This is a genomic window from Nostoc mirabile CHAB5784, assembly GCF_020829645.1.
GTDB lineage: Bacteria > Cyanobacteriota > Cyanobacteriia > Cyanobacteriales > Nostocaceae > Nostoc > Nostoc mirabile.
On sequence record NZ_JAIVFS010000018.1, the window covers coordinates 61,284 to 80,146 of the forward strand.

An 18,863-nucleotide genomic window follows, 5' to 3' on the forward strand; every position below is an offset into this window, starting at 1 on the left:
ATACTAAATTCCGCTAAAGCTCTCATCTAGAACTAGAACTTGTTATTACTCATTAGCGCTAGGTGTAGTTTGTCTACCTCCACCTCCACCTCCACCTCCAGGACTAATTATAATAACAGGACCAGTACGTGTAGGTCGTGTAGGTCGGTCAGGAGACTTACAGAAACCCGAACGGTAACCTTGCAGTTGCTCTGCGGCCTCTTGGGGCCAGTTAGCAGTGTTTAAGAACTCCTGAACAGGCTGTGATTGGAGTATATTATCGCAGTCTATCCTAGTAAGATTACCCTCGCTTAAGCGATAACTGAACCCTTTTGGTACCTTGAATCCAGTGGGTCTTTTAACCGATACGATATTAACAGTTCCAACCAAAACATTAATTTCTAAATTGCCATTAACATTATTGGTTTGGATTAAAGTAAGTTCATCCTTCATTGGTGAAACAATCAGCTCGTTAGGGTGGTAAATACTAGGTACGCAGTTAATCGCGTTAACAAATAGAGACATCTGCTCTATTTCTGACAGCAATTTGTCTATCACCGAGCCATTGCCTTTGCGAGTAAGTGCCGAAATTTCAGTAGTTTTATTACTAGCACACTGCATCGATACCACTAAATCGGGATCGTTGACATTCCACTCACCCAAGCTTGCCACTAAACATTTGCCGCCTGTACTTGCTTCACATTTTTGGGTTGCTTCCTGGCAAGCAGCTTCCGGTGAAAGTGAACCTGTTGAGGTCATCCACTGACCCATTTTTGGGTTGGCTACTGTACTACAGTAATATCTAACTAGATCGGTAGAAGCTTGAGCTTGCAGGAGATTTTTAGAGGCTGTCGTACTGTAAGTATTTTTAGAGCCTGAAGGTGGAACTTTGGAGCTATGCAACTGAGATCCTACTGGTACTACCCATAATCTATCACTACATGAACTGCTACGTTGCCGCCACCCGTATAAAACAGAACCACTTACCTTACAAGGAAATGTGTAAGCAGAAGTGACAGAAGCAGGCCCAGCTTGTACTAATCCTCCAATTTGACTATCTATTTGGTTTCGTAGACTAAGCCGTGACAGGGATTTCTTAGAAGCAGGAATTCCTATAGCATCTTTATACTTTTGCATTCGCTGTCCTGCCAGAGCCTTGCCAGAGTCTGTAGCACCTAGAAGCAGTCTCACTCCAGGATCGGATGCGTAATTAATCACCGCAGTTTCAGGGATTTCAGCATAGCTTGTGATACAAGTTGTCAAAATGTACAAAGGAATCAGTAACGCTGCTGTAGCAGGCTTTAGCAGATTTAAATGATTTGTATTGCTCATACTGGTTTAAGGTGTACAAATAATGAAAAATAGTGGTGATTTTATTAGTACAATCAACTAGATTTAGCTACTCACTTAAAACAGGTATTTGGAATTTTTTATAGCATAAATTAATCCTTTGGATTGCATGATCGTAGGGAAATTGAAATATTGAAGTAGTAAGAGTTTCTTGATTTAGAACTGTACAATTTGGAGCTTGATAGGGGTCTAATCCATACCAATCACAAGTTTTCTTAGTATATTTCAGCCACTGTTCTCTTATGTCAATTAAAGTTTTACAAGGGATAATATCTGCTTCGTATTGACTATCTAGGATAGAATTCTGGTTTATGTCAGCCCCTGCTCCCATTTTGTCTGACATTAAAATGTCATAGGTTTTTTTTAGTGCATCATCATAATGACCATTCTTTAAGTCATTTTCAAGATTTTTAAATAGCTTTGCTTGAATTACCTGTGCTAGAGATTCCTCAGATTTATCTGATAATTTTTGTATTTTTAATTTTTCTTGAGGATTTTCCTTGAAGTTCCTGAGAAGTTTGACAGTCGCTGCTCTTACCTGGCGGTAGTAAGGTAGCGATCGCTCTATATTTCCTTCATTTCTCAGACTGTCTGCTTCTTTGAGAAAATCGGGTAAGGAATTGAGAATTTTTGTCGTATCTGTGCCGAGAAAAACAGCATCATTGGTTTGTTTAAACCTCTGTTGCTCCTGTCCAAAATACCATTGCTGCAACCCAAACAATATTCCACCAATTGCGAAGGCGATCGCAACTGCAATTCTCCGTCTTTGCAGGCGATCGCGCAACCCTACACTAGCATCAATAAACTGATTCGCAGTCGGACTAAACCCACCCAAAATTTGATTAAACGTTGAATCCTTTCGCAGTTCTAAAATCTGCTCCAACTTGGAACCAGCCCATAGTTCATCGTCTGCTTTCTTGACTTGCCAATGTGCAACATCGTCATTGAGCCTATTACGTAGAGCTATAGCCTGACGATTTTCCTGAATCCAAATATTTAAATTAGTCCAAGAAGTCAGCAGCGTTTCATGAGTAATTTCCACTGTAGATTCTTGAGGTATTGATTGGCTATTACTCACCAATAAATTCTCATTAATCAACTTCACCAGTACAATGCGCTCAAGTTCATTACTAAACTCAAACATCAAAGCCCTTCTGCGAACTGGTCTCCATTCAGTACCAGATTCAGAATCTTTACCGATGTCAACCAGTTTTAAAAAAATACTCTGAGCAGCTAACTTTTCTTGTTTTGTTAATGCTCCATAAATGGAATCTACCCGTTGTTGCAGCGCTCCTCTAACACCACCTAACTGACGGTAAGTGCTGGTATTTAATGTCCGATCTTGGATACTGCTACTATTTATTTCTGTTTCCCAAAGTAAATTCAAAGTGTATTGTAATAACGGTAAATAACCTGCTTGTCCCTGGATATCCTTAATAATTTCCCCTACTAAGCCAGTTTCAAACACGACACCATGATGTGCCGCAGGTTGTTCAATTGCCAATCGCAACTCATCAGCTTGCATTTCTGCAATCAATGGACGATGTTTCTGTGTAGCTTTTACTAGTTGGGGATAAGGGCTTAACCTATCAAGAAAATCAGCCCGCATTGTTGCGATAATTTTCACGTTTGGCTGCTTGGTTTTACTCCAATTCACCAAGCTAGCAATAAACTGAGCACACTTTTGTGGTTGAGTGGTAGTGAATAATTCCTCAAACTGGTCAATTAAGATGAACCAATAAGACTCAGACTGTTTTAACCTCGTCACCACCTGAGTTAGAGTATCAACTTTTGCTTCACGGGCAATTTGGGCTTCAGATTGCCTATATTTACTAAGTAAGCTGGCATAAAAAGATTCAAACGGGTCAGCATCTGGAGTAAACATAAAGTGTACTAACTGTGACCCCTTTTTTTGTACTAGCCAAGGAATCAGCCCTGCACGCACAACTGATGATTTACCACTACCACTGGCTCCTAATAACAAAATTAGGTTAGTCTGTTCTAGTTCATTTACCAAACCCGTAAGAAATTGATCGCGCCCAAAAAAGATATCTTTATCTTCCGGCTCAAACTTCTTTAAGCCTTTGTAGGGTGAATTTTCTCGAAATTGACGGGTTTTAATCTCCTCAATAGAGATTTGTAGAATTTGAGTTTGGTTAAAGGTAACAACGTTACTGTCACCTATCGAAATATTACTAATATTTTGCCTAACTTCATCCTGGCTATTAGGAAATTCTTGGCTCATATCCCCGCCCAGACCTTAGCAACTAGAGGAGCTAATTTCAACACTGGGTCAGCTAGTTCTGCCACGCCTGTTAAACCTTTTTTCAATGCTTCAATTGATTGTTCTACTAAGTTCTTATCTGGCTTGGGCTTTTTCAATTCCTCTTCGATTGTCTTTATCGGCACTTCTAAAGTTTTCTTTTCTATCGAGTTGAGGGAATTACTTGCTACAATATCTTCTTTTAATGTTAAGAGTAACTTTAAGGCTGATTGCACATCAGCATTCTCAACTTTAGCTTCAGTTCTGTTTTGATTGACGCTGCTTCCTTGATCTGCCTGAAGCTGATTAAATCCAATATCAGAGTTTCCATCACCAATGTTGATCCCTGCAATATTCTGCGAATGGGATTTTGCAGCTTTCGCAGCAGTAGATATAGGGTCTAAAACGCTAGGTAAAGACTGTTGCAATTCCAACTTTTCTGAGGGTGTGAGATTTTTGATAATCTCTAAAACTTCGCTAACGCTGTACTTTGGCATATGAAGCGCATCTCACTTATGTATGCTGCAACAAGATAATACATTAAGATTCAAATGCAAATCAAAGTATTTCGGATTATTTTCCAGATTTAGGGAGAAAATTTAGCAAATGCCCTATGCCTAATATTTTCAGGCTCTGGATTCAATCAAGATAACCGTAGCTTATTATACTAATTATTAAAAGTTGCAATCAAACCCTGCACTTACATTTTGATGAAGTAGTTGAAATATTGCTGTTACAAGGAAAACTGTTTTTAGGTAGCCAAGGTTGTACAATTACTTGGACACATCCCTGATTTGAAGCCAAATTAAAATCGCACCCTGCTTGCACCTCAATTTTTAATCAAGATGTTTGTTGCATTTCGGCATAAGCTTGATAAACACCCTTCACGTTATACCAGTTGAGGAAAATTCGGGCAATTTCTAAAGCTAATTGTGGTTTACCTAAGTTAATTAGCCATTGCAACAATGGAGCCATCGTTCGTTCATTTAGCGTACCATTGAGTGAAAGAATGCCCCAAAGTAAACGATGCAGCCAAGTCATTTGAATCATCATTCGCACTTCCCATGTGGGATGTTTTTGATAAAACAAAACTCCCATACGTCCGCGTTGAATTTCTTGGTCAATCAATCGGGGAATTTGCTCTAATTTAAATGCTGGATGCCAGTGATATCCTACGGCTTCTGGACATTTAATTAGTGTCAAACCTAGTTTTTTTAGCCGTACACCTAGTTCTAAATCTTCCCAGCCATAGAGTTGAAAACTAGTGTCAAAAAGTCCCGTTTTCTCTAGCCAATATTTAGGAATTGCTACATTTCCAGTAGCAAAAAAAGCTGCTGAAAAATCTGTTACTTTGTAGGGTTCAGCAGTTGGGTTATCGAAATTACAAGTATTAATAACTGCACCGTAAGTGAAAAAGCGATCGCTTCCCAATTTCTCCTTTCCCTGCACTAGCGCCTCAGCGTGAGCTTGTAAGAAATTATCCAGTACCACTAGATCGCTATCAATAAAGATAATTGTATCTCCCAGCGCCTGTTCTACCCCCAAATTCCGAGCCGCAGCTGGGCCAGCATGGTCTTGCTGAAAGCATCGCACATGGGGAAACTCTTCTTGATGTCCTGCTAACCACTCCAATGTGCCATCAGTAGAACCATCATCCACTAAGACAATCTCGTAATCAGTAATCGAACTTGGCTGACTTAACTCCTGCACCTCCAAAGCGCGGAGACATTTTTCTAAAATCGGTTGGCGATTATAAGTCGGTATCACAACGCTGAAAAACACGGTTTCACCCACAACACTATCCATCTCCAGAATAGGACAGATGCGACGCTGACACTGTTCCTTGTCTAATTCTGGTTACCGAAATGGTCAATCTGCTAATAATGCAATATTTGCTGGGCATTTAAAAATAGGTATATAAGTTTACCACGTTTAAATCTGAAAATATGCATTTTTGTATGTCTGTTCAATATTATTTTGATTTTACAGTTACAGGACTTTATGTCTGAAGTCTGATTCCTGTTTTAAAGCTAATTTTTTCGTAAAAAATAACAGTCTATAAATTTTAATTAATCAATATATAACCTGATGTTAATACTTAGTACTTAAATTAATAACAACTTGAGAATTTTTGTCTGCGTAAGCAGCATCAGCCAGTCTTAATTTGTTATTCACTGCTATTTATTGGCTGTTAAAAAAGTGTCAAGTTTCAATAAATATCGAAGTAATTTATGTAAATATTTAAAGTTTTCCTTTACCAAATTACTCATGTTATTGAGAGATGAACTGAATAACAACCTCGTAAGCCTTAAATGGAGAACAAAGAATGAAAGGACGCTTTCACCCTAAAAACAATTTGACCCTCAACCCATCTGGTAACGAGTCAATTCGTGATGTGATTGACCGCGTTAGTCTGAGTCGGCGGCGGTTTATCATGACGGCTGTAGGTACGTCGGTGCTAACTGTTCTGGGCGATGTTTCTATCGGTGGCTTTCTCCAAAGTGTTGATGCAGCTCCGATTCCCAAGGGAACGGGATTTGCTGGCATAGGCTTTAAGAGCATCCCACCGAATCTACTCAACCCAGCTACAGGGCTGCTGGAAAAGGATCTTGTGAGTGTTCCTGAAGGTTATACAGCCAAAGTACTGATTGCTTGGGGAGATCCGATCGCGCCTGGTGGCCCAACTTGGCTACCAGATGCCTCTCAAGATGCAGCTGCTCAAGAAAAGCAGTTTGGTATGCACAATGACGGTATGTACTACTTCCCTTTACAGCGAGGGAATGTTGTTGGTCGAACAGTAAGTTCACAAACAAGATCACTCAGGGGCTTTTTAAACCAGCCAATCAATACTGGTCTGCTGTGCGTGAACCATGAATACACCCAGGAATCAATTTTGCATCCAGATGGTCTGGATACAGTCACAATTGCGAAGGTACGAAAGTCTCAGGCTGCTCATGGCGTGTCTGTTGTGGAAATTTCCAAAAACGGCAATGAGTGGAGTTTCAATCGCAATTCGCCTTATGGTCGCCGTATTACCGGTAACACCGAGATGCGAGTATCGGGGCCTGCGGCTGGCAATGCACTGTTAAAGTCAAAAAAGTTTTCAATTCAGCCAACTGGCTCTGTTGACACCGGGACGCTGAACGACGGCTATACCGCTTATGGTACGCTCAACAACTGCGCCAATGGCTACACTCCTTGGGGCACTTACTTGACCTGCGAAGAAAACTGGAACGGCTACTTTGCTAATCCCACACGAGATGTAGTTGCAATTCCAGGCATCGAAAAGTCTGATATCCTGGCAGGACAAAATCGGTACGGCGTTTCAACATCATCTATCTATCGCTGGACTGAGGTTGATCCACGCTTCGATGCCAGCACCAACCCACTCGAACCCCATTTATTTGGCTGGGTGGTTGAGATTGATCCCTACGATCCGCAAAGCAAACCAGTCAAGCGCACTGCTCTTGGTCGGTTCAAGCATGAGAGCGCTCAGGTTGTTGTTGACGACAATAACCGTGTTGCTTTCTATCAGGGTGACGACGAGCGCAACGAGTATATCTACAAGTTCGTTTGTGCCCAACCTTTCAATCCCGGAAATTGTTCTGCTAACCGCGATTTGCTCGACAACGGTGTTCTGTACGTTGCCAAATTCAATGACAACGGTACTGGTGAGTGGATTCCTTTGGTCTACGGTCAGCGTGGTTTGACACCAGAAAATGGTTTCAGAAGTCAAGCTGAGGTGCTTGTCAAGACAAGACAAGCTGGCGATCGCGTCGGCGCAACCATGATGGATCGCCCAGAGTGGGTAGCTGTGCGTCCTCGCATCGGCCGATATAAAGAGATTGAAGTCTACTGCACATTGACCAACAATAATCGTCGGGGCACAACTCCAGTTTCCTCCAACCAGCCAGACGGCACAACAGCAGCAGGCGGTGCGCGTCCTCCCGTGAATGCTCCCAACCCACGTCCTGACAACCGTTACGGTCACATCATTCGCTGGCGCGAGGATGGACGTAAAGTTACAACAACTACCTTCAAATGGGATATCTTCTTTGAAGCTGGGGACAAAACTAGACCCGAACCAAATCTTCAGGGCAACATTAAAGGTGACGACTTAAGTTCACCAGATGGTCTGTGGTTCGACGACTTCGGCCGCCTCTGGGTTCAGACTGACCACGCAGGTGATGGTATCGGTGATTTGGTAAACATCGGTAGCAACACCATGTCGTGTGCTGACCCCAACACTAAACAAGTTAGGCGCTTCTTAACCAGCCCTACGGATTGTGAGGTAACTGGTATTACCAGCACACCCGATGGCAAAGCGATGTTTATCAACATCCAGCACCCAGGCGATCGTGGAACTACCTCGAATCCCACGATTGCCAGCAATTGGCCTAACAGTCAAGGGTATGGCCCATCAGGTCGCCCACGTTCATCAGTGGTAGTAATTACCCGTAATGATGGTGGCGTTGTTGGTGGTCTTTAAAGACGATAGGAACAGATTTATTTAGCGATCGCTCCTTTGTCACTACAGTATCTTAAATAGTTTTAAATCACCTTAATCCTTAACCTAAACACGGGCAAGGATAAGGTGATTTACTTATTTTCTACAGTTAACCACAACTTTTGTTGCTCTCTTCTTACGTTGCATCCACAATCCCATAACACCAGCAATAGCCGTACCACCAACAGCTAACGGTTCTGGTACTTTAGCGTAGCTTACAGTACCCACCTGTGTTGTGTTTACTGATTGGTCAATCACAAAAAACTTGTTTCCTCCTACATCTGGAGTGTTTGGCTCACTTCCGAGAGCAAACTGGTCTGCAACAAAATAGCTTAGTCCCAGAACTTCGCCATTATTAAAGCTGATTAGAGGAAAACTGTTGAAATCAGTATCATCTACCTCTGTATAGTTAGTACCTAAGTAGTTGAATGCAACTGCTAATCCATTCTCAACTCCCAATGTCTCAAGACCTGTATTGGTTAAAGTCGAGTCATCGTATTGAAAAGAGCCGAAATACTGACCGGGATTATCACCAGATGTGGCATTTACAGTGAAACCGTAATTAACTAAAGCAGCTTGCGTTGGATTAGCCCCAATAGCAGTAACAAAGATGGTAGCTGCAATAGTAGCAATGCCAAGATTTTTAGCTAATTTCATCAAAAAATACTCCAAAGTTCAAAAATGAATAATCCTGTAATTTCATTTAAATAAGCTTTTAACCACTCTGTACAGGTTAAGAAATATCAAACAAAAGAGTATTTTTATAAAATCTTTAAGCTTGTCATGTATATATAAATTTCCTGTGAAGGAAAAATTCAACTCATCCACTCAGTATCAAAAAGTTTCAAACCTCTGACTTTAAATCGCTGTCATTAACAACATTTTTGTTTCTATCAAATTGTCATGAAATTAGATGGAAATAATTCATCAAACCCTATTAATAGTAAGTGAATATGCAAATCTGAAGCTCATAAATTTTAAAATTTTATTCAAAAGTTAGATAAATCAGTAAAAAATATTCTTATTTTCAATCTATATTTCTCCAGGTATATCGCGCATCAAAAAGGTGTTTATCAGCTATATCAGTAAAATCTTAAAAGATAATGGTTATCATCCTCTTAGGGAGAATGGGAGGTCGATCGCAAGTTTTGATTACCAATAAACTCATGTGTAATTAGTAACAAATAATTAACAGGATGATTGCTGGAAATTGCAAGTTTTAATCTGCTTTAATTTCTGATTTTAACACAAGCATTACCATTTCTTAAATTAAGTAGGATAATGTTTTAATAGGCACATATTTTTTCTGGTAATAGTCTATTTCTGAATATACAAAAACATATTTTGAGATTGGTAAGTAATTTTATAAAAAAGGCATGGGTAAAAAGTTTTTAAGCGTAGCCTGTTCAAAGACAATATTTAAGGATATACATTCCGAATTGAGAAAATCCTCGCCATAGATACGACTCGTGGGAAGTTTTGAAGTTACTACTGTACAAAAAGGTTTTTGAATAATGGTTTCACTTCAATGGTGTGGATGTGCAGATGATTCTGTAAAAGTAGTTAATAATTACCAGAAAGCAAAAAATTTATGGATAACAGTAGGTTTACTGGCTGTTTTTTTTGTTGCTGAATGGAGTGTGGGCTTATGGAGTCAAAGTTTATCTTTACAGGCGGATGCGGGACACATATTATCGGATATTACAGCCTTGGCTATATCGCTAGTTGCCAGTTTTTTAGCACAGCAACCAGCTAATAAAAAAGCAACCTTTGGAAATCAGCGACTCGAAGTTTTAGCAGCTTTATTGAATGGGTTAGGTTTACTTGCGATCGCTACTTTTATTATATTGGAAGCTATTCAACGCTGGCAACATCCAGCAGCAATTTTAGGCATACCAATGTTAGCAATTGCGGTATTAGGTTTAATCGTCAATCTGCTCAATATTACTTTGCTTCATCCGCACACTCACGACAACTTAAACTTGCGGGGAGCTTTGCTTCATGTCATCGCCGATACTGTTAGTTCTGTTGGCGTAATTATAGCTGCTTTAGCAGTTCATCTTTGGGATTGGTGGTGGGCAGATGTTGCTATCAGTTTACTCGTTGCAACTTTTACGGGTTTGAGTGCTTTACCTTTAGTACAAGAAAGTTTAAAGATTTTTTTGGAGTATGCACCGGAATCAATAGACCCCGTTGAGGTGGAAATATCTCTCAAATCTTTTCCTGGTGTTGTTCAAGTAGAAAAACTTCACATTTGGACAATTAGCTTAGATAAGGTAATGCTTTGTGCCAATTTGACAGTTGAATGTGCAACTATCCAAGAACGCGATCGCTTACTCAATAAGTTGGAAACTCACATCCGAAAAACTTTTAATATTGCTGAGATAACTTTGCAGTTAACTAGCTGTAAAAAACCTTCAGCGCTGCCAATTCATCCTTTATTTAACCAAGATTTAATTTTCATGTTGTCTGCAAGTCAAACAAATTCAAACCTGGAACATAGATAAATAGATAATCCTACTAATTATCACTATAAATAACAAAATATTTGTAGTAAATTTCCCTGTCTATATTTAGTTTTTAAAGAATATTTAAAATAATGCTTATTGGCATTTTTTCTAATTGTCAAAGCATAGCGAACGCTGATTGCAACTCGGTTATTTACAAAGAGGTTTCCTGATGATAACTCTCATTCAAAAATCCAAAATGATTTCATTACTGAAACAGTATAAACGCGCCTTGGCTTGGTTTATATCTGGTCTGGTTATGGCAGCTTTGTTGTTCTTGGGAACATCAAATCAACAACCAGCAACCGCTTCTGAGCAAAGTCAAGCCACAGCCTCAACTGTGCCAGATGTGACTGCTACATACTCAGATTTTGGTGCTAGTCATCTAGAACCAAATTTTTATCAGTATTAACGGCTAGGGCGTGTTTTCAAACTACTCATTTTGCCCCATAACTTTTTAGATCCCCCTAAATCCACGCCACTTGCTTCACTTGGGGAGACCCCAAGACCGCAGTGGCTCCCCGATAAATTGGGGGACTTTAAAAGACTCTTTGCCCCCCAATTTATCGGGGGGTTGGGGGGGATCTAAGACTTTGAAAACACGCCCTAACACTTGCTCAATTAACTTTAAGGCACACTGCAATGATTTCATTTTTGCAAAAGTACAAGCGATTTCTAGCCCTTACTATGGCTGGCTTGCTTTGTACCGTTCTACTGGTATTTGGTAATTCTGTTTTTCAGCCCACTATGGCCGCTGGTAATGGAATTAACGTAATTATCATGATTGGCGATGGTATGGGTTGGAATATGGCACGGGCCGCAGCCGTTGCCAAAGGCGCTCCTTTTTACACAAGTGGTAAAGGCTCAGGTCTTAGCTTCCAAAAGCTAACTGGATATGGATTGGTGACTACTTACGGCACAACTATTCAGGGAAATACACCAGCCAATCCAACAGACCAGCCCCATCTAACAGGTAACTCTGCTCTGGATGGGTCTAATACAGTGACTGCTGCAAGTCCTCTTCGTCCCAACTTTTCATTCCAGCCTACTCCTTTTAACCCTGGTAATAGAGCTGATGGTAATAGCCTAGAGGATGGTAATCTAGCGGGTTATGACATCAGTAAGGGCGGCCCTGTTCCTTGGGTTCCTTTGACCCCTGCTAACTCTGGTACTTATGACAAAGATTACATCAAGTACAGTTATCCCGACTCTGCTAACACAGCTACAACTCTGTATACGGGAGTAAAGAGCTTTAACAATGCGATGGGGGTAGACATTTACGAGAAGAAGTTGAAAACCATCCTAGAAATTGCCAAAGAAAAAGGTAAGTCTACAGGCTTGGTCACTTCCGTACCTGTTAGCCATGCAACGCCTGGTGCTGCGGCTTCTTTCGTAAATCGTCGTAGTAAGTACGACAGTGTTTACGACCCCAGCAAGACCAACCAAGACAGCATTTTGCAACAGACATTGCTCAACTTTCAGCCCAATATTTTGTTGGGTGGCGGTCATCCCAAAGATTTTGAAAATAGAGAAAGTACAAGTACAGCAGAGGGTGTCTTTAAGTATACGTACATTACAGAAGACACTTACCAGCATCTGAAGAATAATCCTACGTCCAATCGTTACGGCTATACCTTTTTGGAACGTGGCCCTAATGCAGCTAAGACACTGCTAAACACGGCTACTAAAATCGACCCCAACAAGGGAGGCAAATTATTTGGTCTGTATGGTGCCCGTGGACAAAATGGCAACATTCCTGTTAGTTCTTCTAAGGGAGACTATAGTTTGACAGGTCTGGACAACTTCTCTCTCTATACCTCTGTTGTCAAGGCTGGAACTCCGGATACCTGTCCATCAGGTCAGATAATTACTGGTACTGCTGGGGATTGTGTTCCTGTCATTGATGCAGATGGAAATCCCATCGCTCCTAATGCTCCTGCACCCGATACTGTCCGTCCTTTGGCTCCTGGTGAAACTGATGCCAGCTTTATCGCTAAAGAGATTAACGAAAATCCAACTTTGGCTGATTTAACCAAAGCAGCTTTAACCGTTTTAGGTAAAGACAAAGATGGCTTCTGGCTGATGGTTGAGGGAGGCGATATCGACTGGGCTGCTCATGACAACAACATGGATAACCTGATTGGTACCATGAATGATTTTGATAAGGCAGTCCAGCAGGTCATTAGTTGGGTAAATGATCATGGTGGTTGGAGCAAGAACCTGCTACTGGTTACTGCTGACCATGACCATTACCTAACTCTGAATAATGACTTTGCCTCTCAATTGACTCCCAATTCTGACGCAAATCACGCTAGAGGCTTGAAATATAACGCCAAAGACATCACCTTTGTCAAGCACAATCCTACTGATGCTGGTCACTTCTGGGGGTCTGATCCAAATTACAAATATCTCTGGGGTAGCCATAGCCGCCGGGTTGTACCTGTTTACTACCAAGGTGCTTACGCATCAACTCTGACCCGATCGCTAGGACAAGGCTTCCAGATTAAAGATAGCTCTGGAACTTACAATGTGCCTGGTGTTCGGGGCGTGGTTGACCAAAGTCATATCTTCCAAGCCATGAAAACTGCGATCGCAAGTCCGTAAATTGAATACACCGCTTCACTAAGACACTAACTTAGGACTTACGCAAAAACCCTCTCAAACTCTCATTCCTCCGTGACGCGCCAGTTGCTACCCTTCTCCTGACGGAGACGCTGCGCGAACGGGAACGCGCTTGAGCGAACAAGTCTCTTAACCGCAAGGGCGCACTGGCTTCTCTGCGCCGCGCCAGTTGCTTCTCCCAAGGGGAGACGCGCAAGGGACAAGTCTCTTAACCGCAAGGGCGCACTGGCTTCTCTGTGGTAGCCGGACGGCTTGCCGATGCAGCGTCTACGTTTTCCGTTACCCGTGCGTAAGTCCTATAACTGAAAAGCTTTCTGTTGCAGAGACGTGGTAACACACGTCTCTGTCTCAAAAAACTATTGCGGTATTATTGCATTTGTTCTTTTATCAAGGGAAAAAATGACTGACTCCATCTTCAAGAAGTTAGCAGCTGCAACGGTAGGAACTGCTTTGATTTTTTCGTTAGGGGAGACTATCCCTGCTCAAGCAGCAGCCGTAACTTATAATTTTTCTAACGACGATAAAACTCTCACAGGCACTTTTTCATTCGACCAAGCAGCAGCAGACGATCAAGAAGTAATGATCGCAGAAGGTTTAAAGATTTCTGCTACCTATGGTGGACAGTCATACACTGAAGCGGATGATCCTTTAGCGTCAGTTTTCACCGACTTTTCGGGAACAATTTTTAACCAAGCGGGTTTAGGATTGTATTTTACACCTAGCGCTTTTAATCTCTACCGCGAAAATTTTATCAATCTGAACGATTCAACTAGTACGGGTGTTCAGACTGTCACTTATACCAGTGTTCCAGAACCTAGTTTAATGCTTGGATTGTCTGTATTCGGGTTGAGTTTGTTCTTGAGTAAAAAGATAGCATCTTCTAAACCATCAAGCACAAAAGCTTAAACCAAATTATCAAGAATAACGGGGTGGGATTATCCACCCCGCAAATTTTTAAAATTATAAAATCTCAAAGCTCAGATTCCCAATTTTTCTAAAAAGTTAGGGAATCTTGTTATTCACATAATAATTTAGGATTGCTACATCGTTTTATTAGCATCAGACAGAGTTAACGGTAATGTCTGGGTTTGCAGTTAATTAACCTATCAATTGTTGCATGAATAAAATATACATCGATTGTTTAGATATAATAATGACTCATTGTTTGTTTTCCTAACTGGAGAAATTAATGGGTCGCGCCAAAAAGGTTGTCCTGGCATATTCTGGTGGAGTGGATACCTCTGTTTGCATCCCTTACCTCAAACAGGAGTGGGGTGTGGAAGAGGTGATTACCCTAGCAGCAGATTTAGGCCAGGGAGATGAATTAGAGCCAGTTCGAGAAAAAGCTCTGAAATCGGGTGCAAGTGAATCCCTCGTGGCGGATGTCAAAGACAGCTTCGTTAAAGATTACGCCTTTGGAGCGATTCAAGCCAACGCCCTTTATGAAAATCGTTATCCTCTCGGAACTGCCCTTGCTCGTCCACTGATTGCTAAGGTATTAGTAGAAACAGCCGAAAAATATGGTGCTGATGCGATCGCTCACGGTTGCACCGGCAAAGGTAACGATCAGGTTCGCTTTGATGTCTCTGTAACCGCCTTAAACCCCAACCTAAAAATCCTCGCACCAGCCAGAGAATGGGGAATGAGCCGTGAGGAAACGATCGCTTATGGGGAAAAGTTTGGTATCCCCTCACCAGTCAAAAAATCCTCTCCCTACAGCATTGACAAGAATTTGCTTGGTCGTAGCATTGAAGCTGGTTTACTCGAAGATCCGTCATTTGAGCCACCAGAAGAAATTTATGAGATGACCAAAGCGATCGCGGACACTCCCAACGAGCCAGAGTACATCGAAATTGGCTTCCACGGTGGTATTCCGACAACCCTCAACGGTATAGCTAAAAAGCCAGTTGAACTAATTGAAGAACTCAATCAGGCGGCAGGAAATCACGGTATCGGACGGATCGACATGATCGAGAACCGTCTGGTGGGCATCAAATCGCGGGAAATCTACGAATCACCCGCAATGTTGGTGCTAATTCAGGCACATAGGGATTTAGAAAGTTTGACTTTGACGGCAGATGTCACCCATTACAAGCGTGGGATTGAAGAGACTTACAGCCAAATCGTTTACAACGGTTTGTGGTACAGTCCACTCAAAGTTGCCCTGGATGCCTTTATTCAAAAGACACAAGAGCGAGTCTCTGGAACTGTGCGAGTGAAGTTGTTCAAGGGCAACTCTACGATAGTTGGACGTTCGAGCGATAATTCTCTCTATACTCCCGATTTGGCAACCTACGGAGCCGAAGACCAATTTGACCACAAAGCTGCTGAAGGCTTTATCTACGTTTGGGGGCTACCAACTCGCATTTGGTCGCAGCAAGTTAGAGGTTAGGAGTAGAGACGCGATTAATCGCGTCTCTACAGGAGTTAGGAGTTAAAAAATCAAAATACAAAAGTGAAAGTTAAAAAAATAACTTTTTACTCTACTCCTCACTCCTCACTCCTCACTCCTCACTCCTCATTACTGGCTTCCTTAACCTGGCGAGACTCTAGCCACAGAGGCACAATAATTAAGGCAGCCAAGATCAGTAACGCTGCGATCGCAAATTGACCCACCCAAGCAACCAATTGCTCTAAAGAGACAATTTTGCCAGCAAAAAAAGCCAATGTCACCATCAAACTAGCCCAAGCAACTGCTCCTAAAAAGTTGTATAAAAAGAATTTTCCAAAGGGCATTTCGGCTATACCAGCTAGTGGTGCAGCAAAAACTCGCAACAATGCCAGAAAACGTCCAAAAAATACTGCTTTAGCAGAATTTTGACTAAATTGTTCTTTGATAGTCAGCAGCCGCACTTCAGAAATCCGAAATATCCTACCAACTTTTACCAAAAAAGGCCAGCCGCTAACCCTACCAACCCAATAGCCACAAGTGCCACCAATTACAGCACCCATAATTGCATCACCGAGAACCAGCCAGAAATTCAGTTCATCGCTGCCAGCTAGAAACCCGCCTACTAAGGTCACGGTTTCGCCAGGAAGGGGAATGCCTAAATTTTCTAGCAAAATTCCCAAAAAAATTGCCCAATACCCGTAAGTGTGGGCGACTTCCTGGATATTTTCTAGTGAAATCAGATCTAAAGACATCCCGTACCGCCGTCTTTACAAATTTTTACTTTTATTATATCTTTGCTTGTTTATGGGCGGGGTGTCAATTAAACCGCTACATAGAGCCATTGAGTGATTACTTTAATTCTGAATAATCCATAAGTTATAGCCTATGGTAACTATTAATTTTTTACTATTAACTATGCATTTTTTAGAGGTTCATAGCACAAGTTTATAATTTATTACAAACAAATTAAAATATTTATAAAAAATTTATAAATATCCAGTTAAATGATGAAAATCTTGTAAAAGATACGGTTGATACCGAAATTGTTAGGCGTTTATGCCTATATTGATGAAAGTTATCACAAATTATACGGCATGAATACTGAAATAATTCCTCTCAACTGCACGGCTGCGCTTACCCCAATATCAGGGTAAAACAGTAATTTTGCTGTTGAAAGAGAAGAGGTATTGATGTCTTTTTTCAATTTTTTTCAAGTGTTCCAACTACCCTGTTAAATTCATGATTCTCACACAAGAACTTCAAGTTATTTTATTTAAACCCCAAGCAAGCATAGATTTGGAAGGCGGCAAGACTTTGAGTGAACAGATGGCTAGAGTCGTGCCCCAAGCTCATCAACTCTGGGTTATCGACCTAGCAGAAGTCAATTTCATGGACAGTTCTGGGTTAGTCCCCTTAGTAAAAGGGTTGAAAGCTGCACGTCAGAGTGGTTGCCGCTTGGTTCTCTGCAACGTGCAAGCTCCTGTACGGTTAATTTTGGAACTTACCCAACTAGATTCAGTATTTGAAATTTTTCCCACTTACGAAGACATTTTTTCCACTGTTAAAGAAAACAGTCTGGTGCTAGCAGGCTAGATAATAAATCTACCTATAGATGGATGGTGGAGTCAAGCAATATTTGGATTTTTTCATATTCTCAAAGAGAACAGTCTGGTGCTAGCAGGCTGATTTTCTTTTTTTCTAGAGAAGAATGTTGAGCGAAACTCATGGCTTTGACGTAGTTAATATCAATAAGTAGATGAATGAATCTGCTTGTTGGAAGCCATCTACCTAAAGCAGTGAAGTAAGAAATGACTCAAATCGGTCAAAACAATGCAATTATTTGTGAGACTCCCCAGCTTTTGAAAGACAGGGCTTTTCAAATTACTTTGAGCTAATTGTTCTATAACCGACGTAACTAGTGCAAAAAAGCGGAGGTAAGAAAGGTTATATTATCAGCCTTTGCGTTATTTATAGAAATACTCGGTAAGCGTAAACCTCAGTACCTTTAGGGTTGAGATACAAGCGACACAACAGCTTGCTCAGTGACCACTCGTGCGACTTTAGTCGCTTAGGTTTTTATATTCTCTAATTACTATTTGGATAGCAGAAGACTGGGAAACTCCCCAACCAGAAGCTATTTTTTATAGCCTAAGAAAAGTAGCGGGAAAATTAGGTATATTGCTTAATCAACTCAGTAGACGATCTTTGACAGTCGTAGCGAGAGTTAGGCTATAAATCTAATTCTGTCCGCAGAATCGAGCGTGGCTTTACTTTAGCCCTGAGAGTGTCAAAACTCCATAGTTGTTATTTATTGCTTTAGTGTACTAATTGCATGTATCCAAAACACTTTGTCGCGGCAATTTTTTACCTTTTCGATTCCACTATAATGATAAATTTAGGCGTTCTGGGGAGTCGAAATGTTAGTTTCTTCGTCGGATGCTGGGCGGGGAAAATTTGGCAAATCAATGCCACTATGACTAGCATTGCGAGTTTTGAGTGCTAAACGGTAACTCACACTTTGCAGTTCTGCTTGTAGTTGGCGGTTTTCCCGTTGTAGCATTGCTACCTTTTCTCTCACTGGCGTCATCCGCTCCTCAAACTTCCGACGGTAAATTTGAGGCAATTCTTGTACTACTTGCTCCAACATCCGAGTGCGATCGGTGAGTTCTTGAACTGACTGCCGCAATTGGTAAATTTCGGAGTCACGAGTTGTAATTTGCTCTTGGTAGAACGCCACCTGCTGCTCCACAGCTTGGAGTTGTTCTTGCAAAGCCTGTAACTGGGTCAGATCGCGCTCAGGCTCCGGCTGCTGGGGCATAAAACTAGTGTTACCCTTTACCAGCCGGAAAAGTTCTTGAGATAGTTGTTGCACTAAGGAATCGCGAAGTTGCAACTCTTGGCGTAGCTGCGATACTTCCGTAGAGAGAACTTGAATATTGGGTGTATCAGATTGGCTCACAGTAGCTTACAGCTCCCATTCAGAATCTTGTCCACTCTTAGGTATAACTGCGGGAGTACTACCTTTGGCAAGTATTTTTTAATTTAGCATTCCCAACCAAGTTACGAAAAAAGAAAAAACAAAATTTTATTGAATGGGATGGAGTATTAGGGAGTGGGGAGTGGGGAGTGGGGAGTGGAAAGAGGCAGAGGGGCAGTTCTTGCTGGGAGCAGAGGGGAGAGAGAAAAAGATAATTTTTTATTCGACCCCTTGCCCCCAGCAACAACTGCTTCTTCATCTCCCCC

Annotated in this window: 14 protein-coding genes; 7 read left to right on the top strand and 7 right to left on the bottom strand. The window is 41.4% G+C overall.

What is annotated here, in order from left to right:
- Positions 1–45 precede the first annotated feature (45 nt).
- The 4 genes from LC653_RS14290 to LC653_RS14305 form a co-directional block, all read right to left on the bottom strand.
- Positions 46–1,311 (bottom strand): hypothetical protein, encoded by a 1,266-nt coding sequence (locus LC653_RS14290; RefSeq protein WP_229486831.1) that lies wholly within the window; start codon positions 1,309–1,311, stop codon positions 46–48.
- A 67-nt stretch (positions 1,312–1,378) separates the two neighbouring features.
- The gene (locus tag LC653_RS14295; RefSeq protein WP_229495102.1) at positions 1,379–3,574 is read right to left on the bottom strand and encodes an ATP-binding protein; all 2,196 of its coding nucleotides are present in this window, start codon (positions 3,572–3,574) and stop codon (positions 1,379–1,381) included.
- Positions 3,571–4,089 (bottom strand): hypothetical protein, encoded by a 519-nt coding sequence (locus tag LC653_RS14300; protein WP_229486829.1) that lies wholly within the window; start codon positions 4,087–4,089, stop codon positions 3,571–3,573. The genes LC653_RS14295 and LC653_RS14300 overlap by 4 nt, the downstream gene beginning before the upstream one ends.
- Before the next feature lie 343 nt (positions 4,090–4,432).
- Positions 4,433–5,398 carry a glycosyltransferase family 2 protein gene (locus LC653_RS14305; protein ID WP_229495103.1) on the bottom strand — a complete coding sequence of 322 codons (966 nt, stop codon included), beginning with the start codon at positions 5,396–5,398 and terminating at the stop codon, positions 4,433–4,435.
- A gap of 520 nt (positions 5,399–5,918) precedes the next feature.
- Between LC653_RS14305 and LC653_RS14310 the strand changes: the two genes are divergently transcribed.
- Positions 5,919–8,081 carry a PhoX family protein gene (locus tag LC653_RS14310; RefSeq protein WP_229495104.1) on the top strand — a complete coding sequence of 721 codons (2,163 nt, stop codon included), beginning with the start codon at positions 5,919–5,921 and terminating at the stop codon, positions 8,079–8,081.
- A gap of 114 nt (positions 8,082–8,195) precedes the next feature.
- Here LC653_RS14310 and LC653_RS14315 read toward each other — a convergent pair whose 3' ends face one another.
- Complete coding sequence (locus tag LC653_RS14315; RefSeq protein ID WP_229495105.1) at positions 8,196–8,756, bottom strand: PEP-CTERM sorting domain-containing protein; 561 nt, start codon at positions 8,754–8,756, stop codon at positions 8,196–8,198.
- 857 nt (positions 8,757–9,613) lie between these two features.
- On the opposite strand from LC653_RS14315, the gene LC653_RS14320 reads away from it, so the two are divergent.
- The 5 genes from LC653_RS14320 to LC653_RS14340 all read left to right on the top strand — a co-directional run bounded on the left by LC653_RS14320 (position 9,614) and on the right by LC653_RS14340 (position 15,620).
- Entirely contained in the window at positions 9,614–10,606 is a 993-nt protein-coding gene (locus LC653_RS14320; RefSeq protein WP_229495106.1) for a cation diffusion facilitator family transporter, read from the top strand.
- A 199-nt stretch (positions 10,607–10,805) separates the two neighbouring features.
- A complete protein-coding gene (locus tag LC653_RS14325; RefSeq protein ID WP_229495107.1) occupies positions 10,806–11,018 on the top strand; it encodes a hypothetical protein in 213 nt (70 codons plus the stop codon).
- A gap of 230 nt (positions 11,019–11,248) precedes the next feature.
- Positions 11,249–13,210, top strand: a complete 1,962-nt coding sequence (locus tag LC653_RS14330) for an alkaline phosphatase (RefSeq protein WP_229495108.1) — start codon at positions 11,249–11,251, stop codon at positions 13,208–13,210.
- A gap of 417 nt (positions 13,211–13,627) precedes the next feature.
- Positions 13,628–14,134: a PEP-CTERM sorting domain-containing protein gene (locus LC653_RS14335; RefSeq protein WP_229495109.1), complete on the top strand. Its 507-nt coding sequence runs from the start codon at positions 13,628–13,630 to the stop codon at positions 14,132–14,134.
- 283 nt (positions 14,135–14,417) lie between these two features.
- Entirely contained in the window at positions 14,418–15,620 is a 1,203-nt protein-coding gene (locus tag LC653_RS14340; protein ID WP_229495110.1) for an argininosuccinate synthase, read from the top strand.
- Between the two features lie 119 nt (positions 15,621–15,739).
- Here LC653_RS14340 and LC653_RS14345 read toward each other — a convergent pair whose 3' ends face one another.
- The gene (locus LC653_RS14345) at positions 15,740–16,372 is read right to left on the bottom strand and encodes a DedA family protein (RefSeq protein ID WP_229495111.1); all 633 of its coding nucleotides are present in this window, start codon (positions 16,370–16,372) and stop codon (positions 15,740–15,742) included.
- A gap of 487 nt (positions 16,373–16,859) precedes the next feature.
- Here LC653_RS14345 and LC653_RS14350 point away from each other — a divergent pair, with 487 nt between their 5' ends.
- Positions 16,860–17,213 (top strand): STAS domain-containing protein, encoded by a 354-nt coding sequence (locus LC653_RS14350; protein ID WP_100899258.1) that lies wholly within the window; start codon positions 16,860–16,862, stop codon positions 17,211–17,213.
- An 802-nt stretch (positions 17,214–18,015) separates the two neighbouring features.
- Here LC653_RS14350 and LC653_RS14355 read toward each other — a convergent pair.
- Positions 18,016–18,579 carry an Npun_F5560 family protein gene (locus tag LC653_RS14355; protein ID WP_229495112.1) on the bottom strand — a complete coding sequence of 188 codons (564 nt, stop codon included), beginning with the start codon at positions 18,577–18,579 and terminating at the stop codon, positions 18,016–18,018.
- Positions 18,580–18,863 lie beyond the last annotated feature (284 nt).

Bases quoted from the DNA above. Each gene is read 5' to 3' on its own strand.
- LC653_RS14290 (WP_229486831.1), bottom strand. From the start codon at position 1,311: ATGAGCAATACAAATCATTTAAATCTGCTAAAGCCTGCTACAGCAGCG.
- LC653_RS14295 (WP_229495102.1), bottom strand. From the start codon at position 3,574: ATGAGCCAAGAATTTCCTAATAGCCAGGATGAAGTTAGGCAAAATATT.
- LC653_RS14300 (WP_229486829.1), bottom strand. From the start codon at position 4,089: ATGCCAAAGTACAGCGTTAGCGAAGTTTTAGAGATTATCAAAAATCTC.
- LC653_RS14305 (WP_229495103.1), bottom strand. From the start codon at position 5,398: ATGGATAGTGTTGTGGGTGAAACCGTGTTTTTCAGCGTTGTGATACCG.
- LC653_RS14310 (WP_229495104.1), top strand. From the start codon at position 5,919: ATGAAAGGACGCTTTCACCCTAAAAACAATTTGACCCTCAACCCATCT.
- LC653_RS14315 (WP_229495105.1), bottom strand. From the start codon at position 8,756: ATGAAATTAGCTAAAAATCTTGGCATTGCTACTATTGCAGCTACCATC.
- LC653_RS14320 (WP_229495106.1), top strand. From the start codon at position 9,614: ATGGTTTCACTTCAATGGTGTGGATGTGCAGATGATTCTGTAAAAGTA.
- LC653_RS14325 (WP_229495107.1), top strand. From the start codon at position 10,806: ATGATTTCATTACTGAAACAGTATAAACGCGCCTTGGCTTGGTTTATA.
- LC653_RS14330 (WP_229495108.1), top strand. From the start codon at position 11,249: ATGATTTCATTTTTGCAAAAGTACAAGCGATTTCTAGCCCTTACTATG.
- LC653_RS14335 (WP_229495109.1), top strand. From the start codon at position 13,628: ATGACTGACTCCATCTTCAAGAAGTTAGCAGCTGCAACGGTAGGAACT.
- LC653_RS14340 (WP_229495110.1), top strand. From the start codon at position 14,418: ATGGGTCGCGCCAAAAAGGTTGTCCTGGCATATTCTGGTGGAGTGGAT.
- LC653_RS14345 (WP_229495111.1), bottom strand. From the start codon at position 16,372: ATGTCTTTAGATCTGATTTCACTAGAAAATATCCAGGAAGTCGCCCAC.
- LC653_RS14350 (WP_100899258.1), top strand. From the start codon at position 16,860: ATGATTCTCACACAAGAACTTCAAGTTATTTTATTTAAACCCCAAGCA.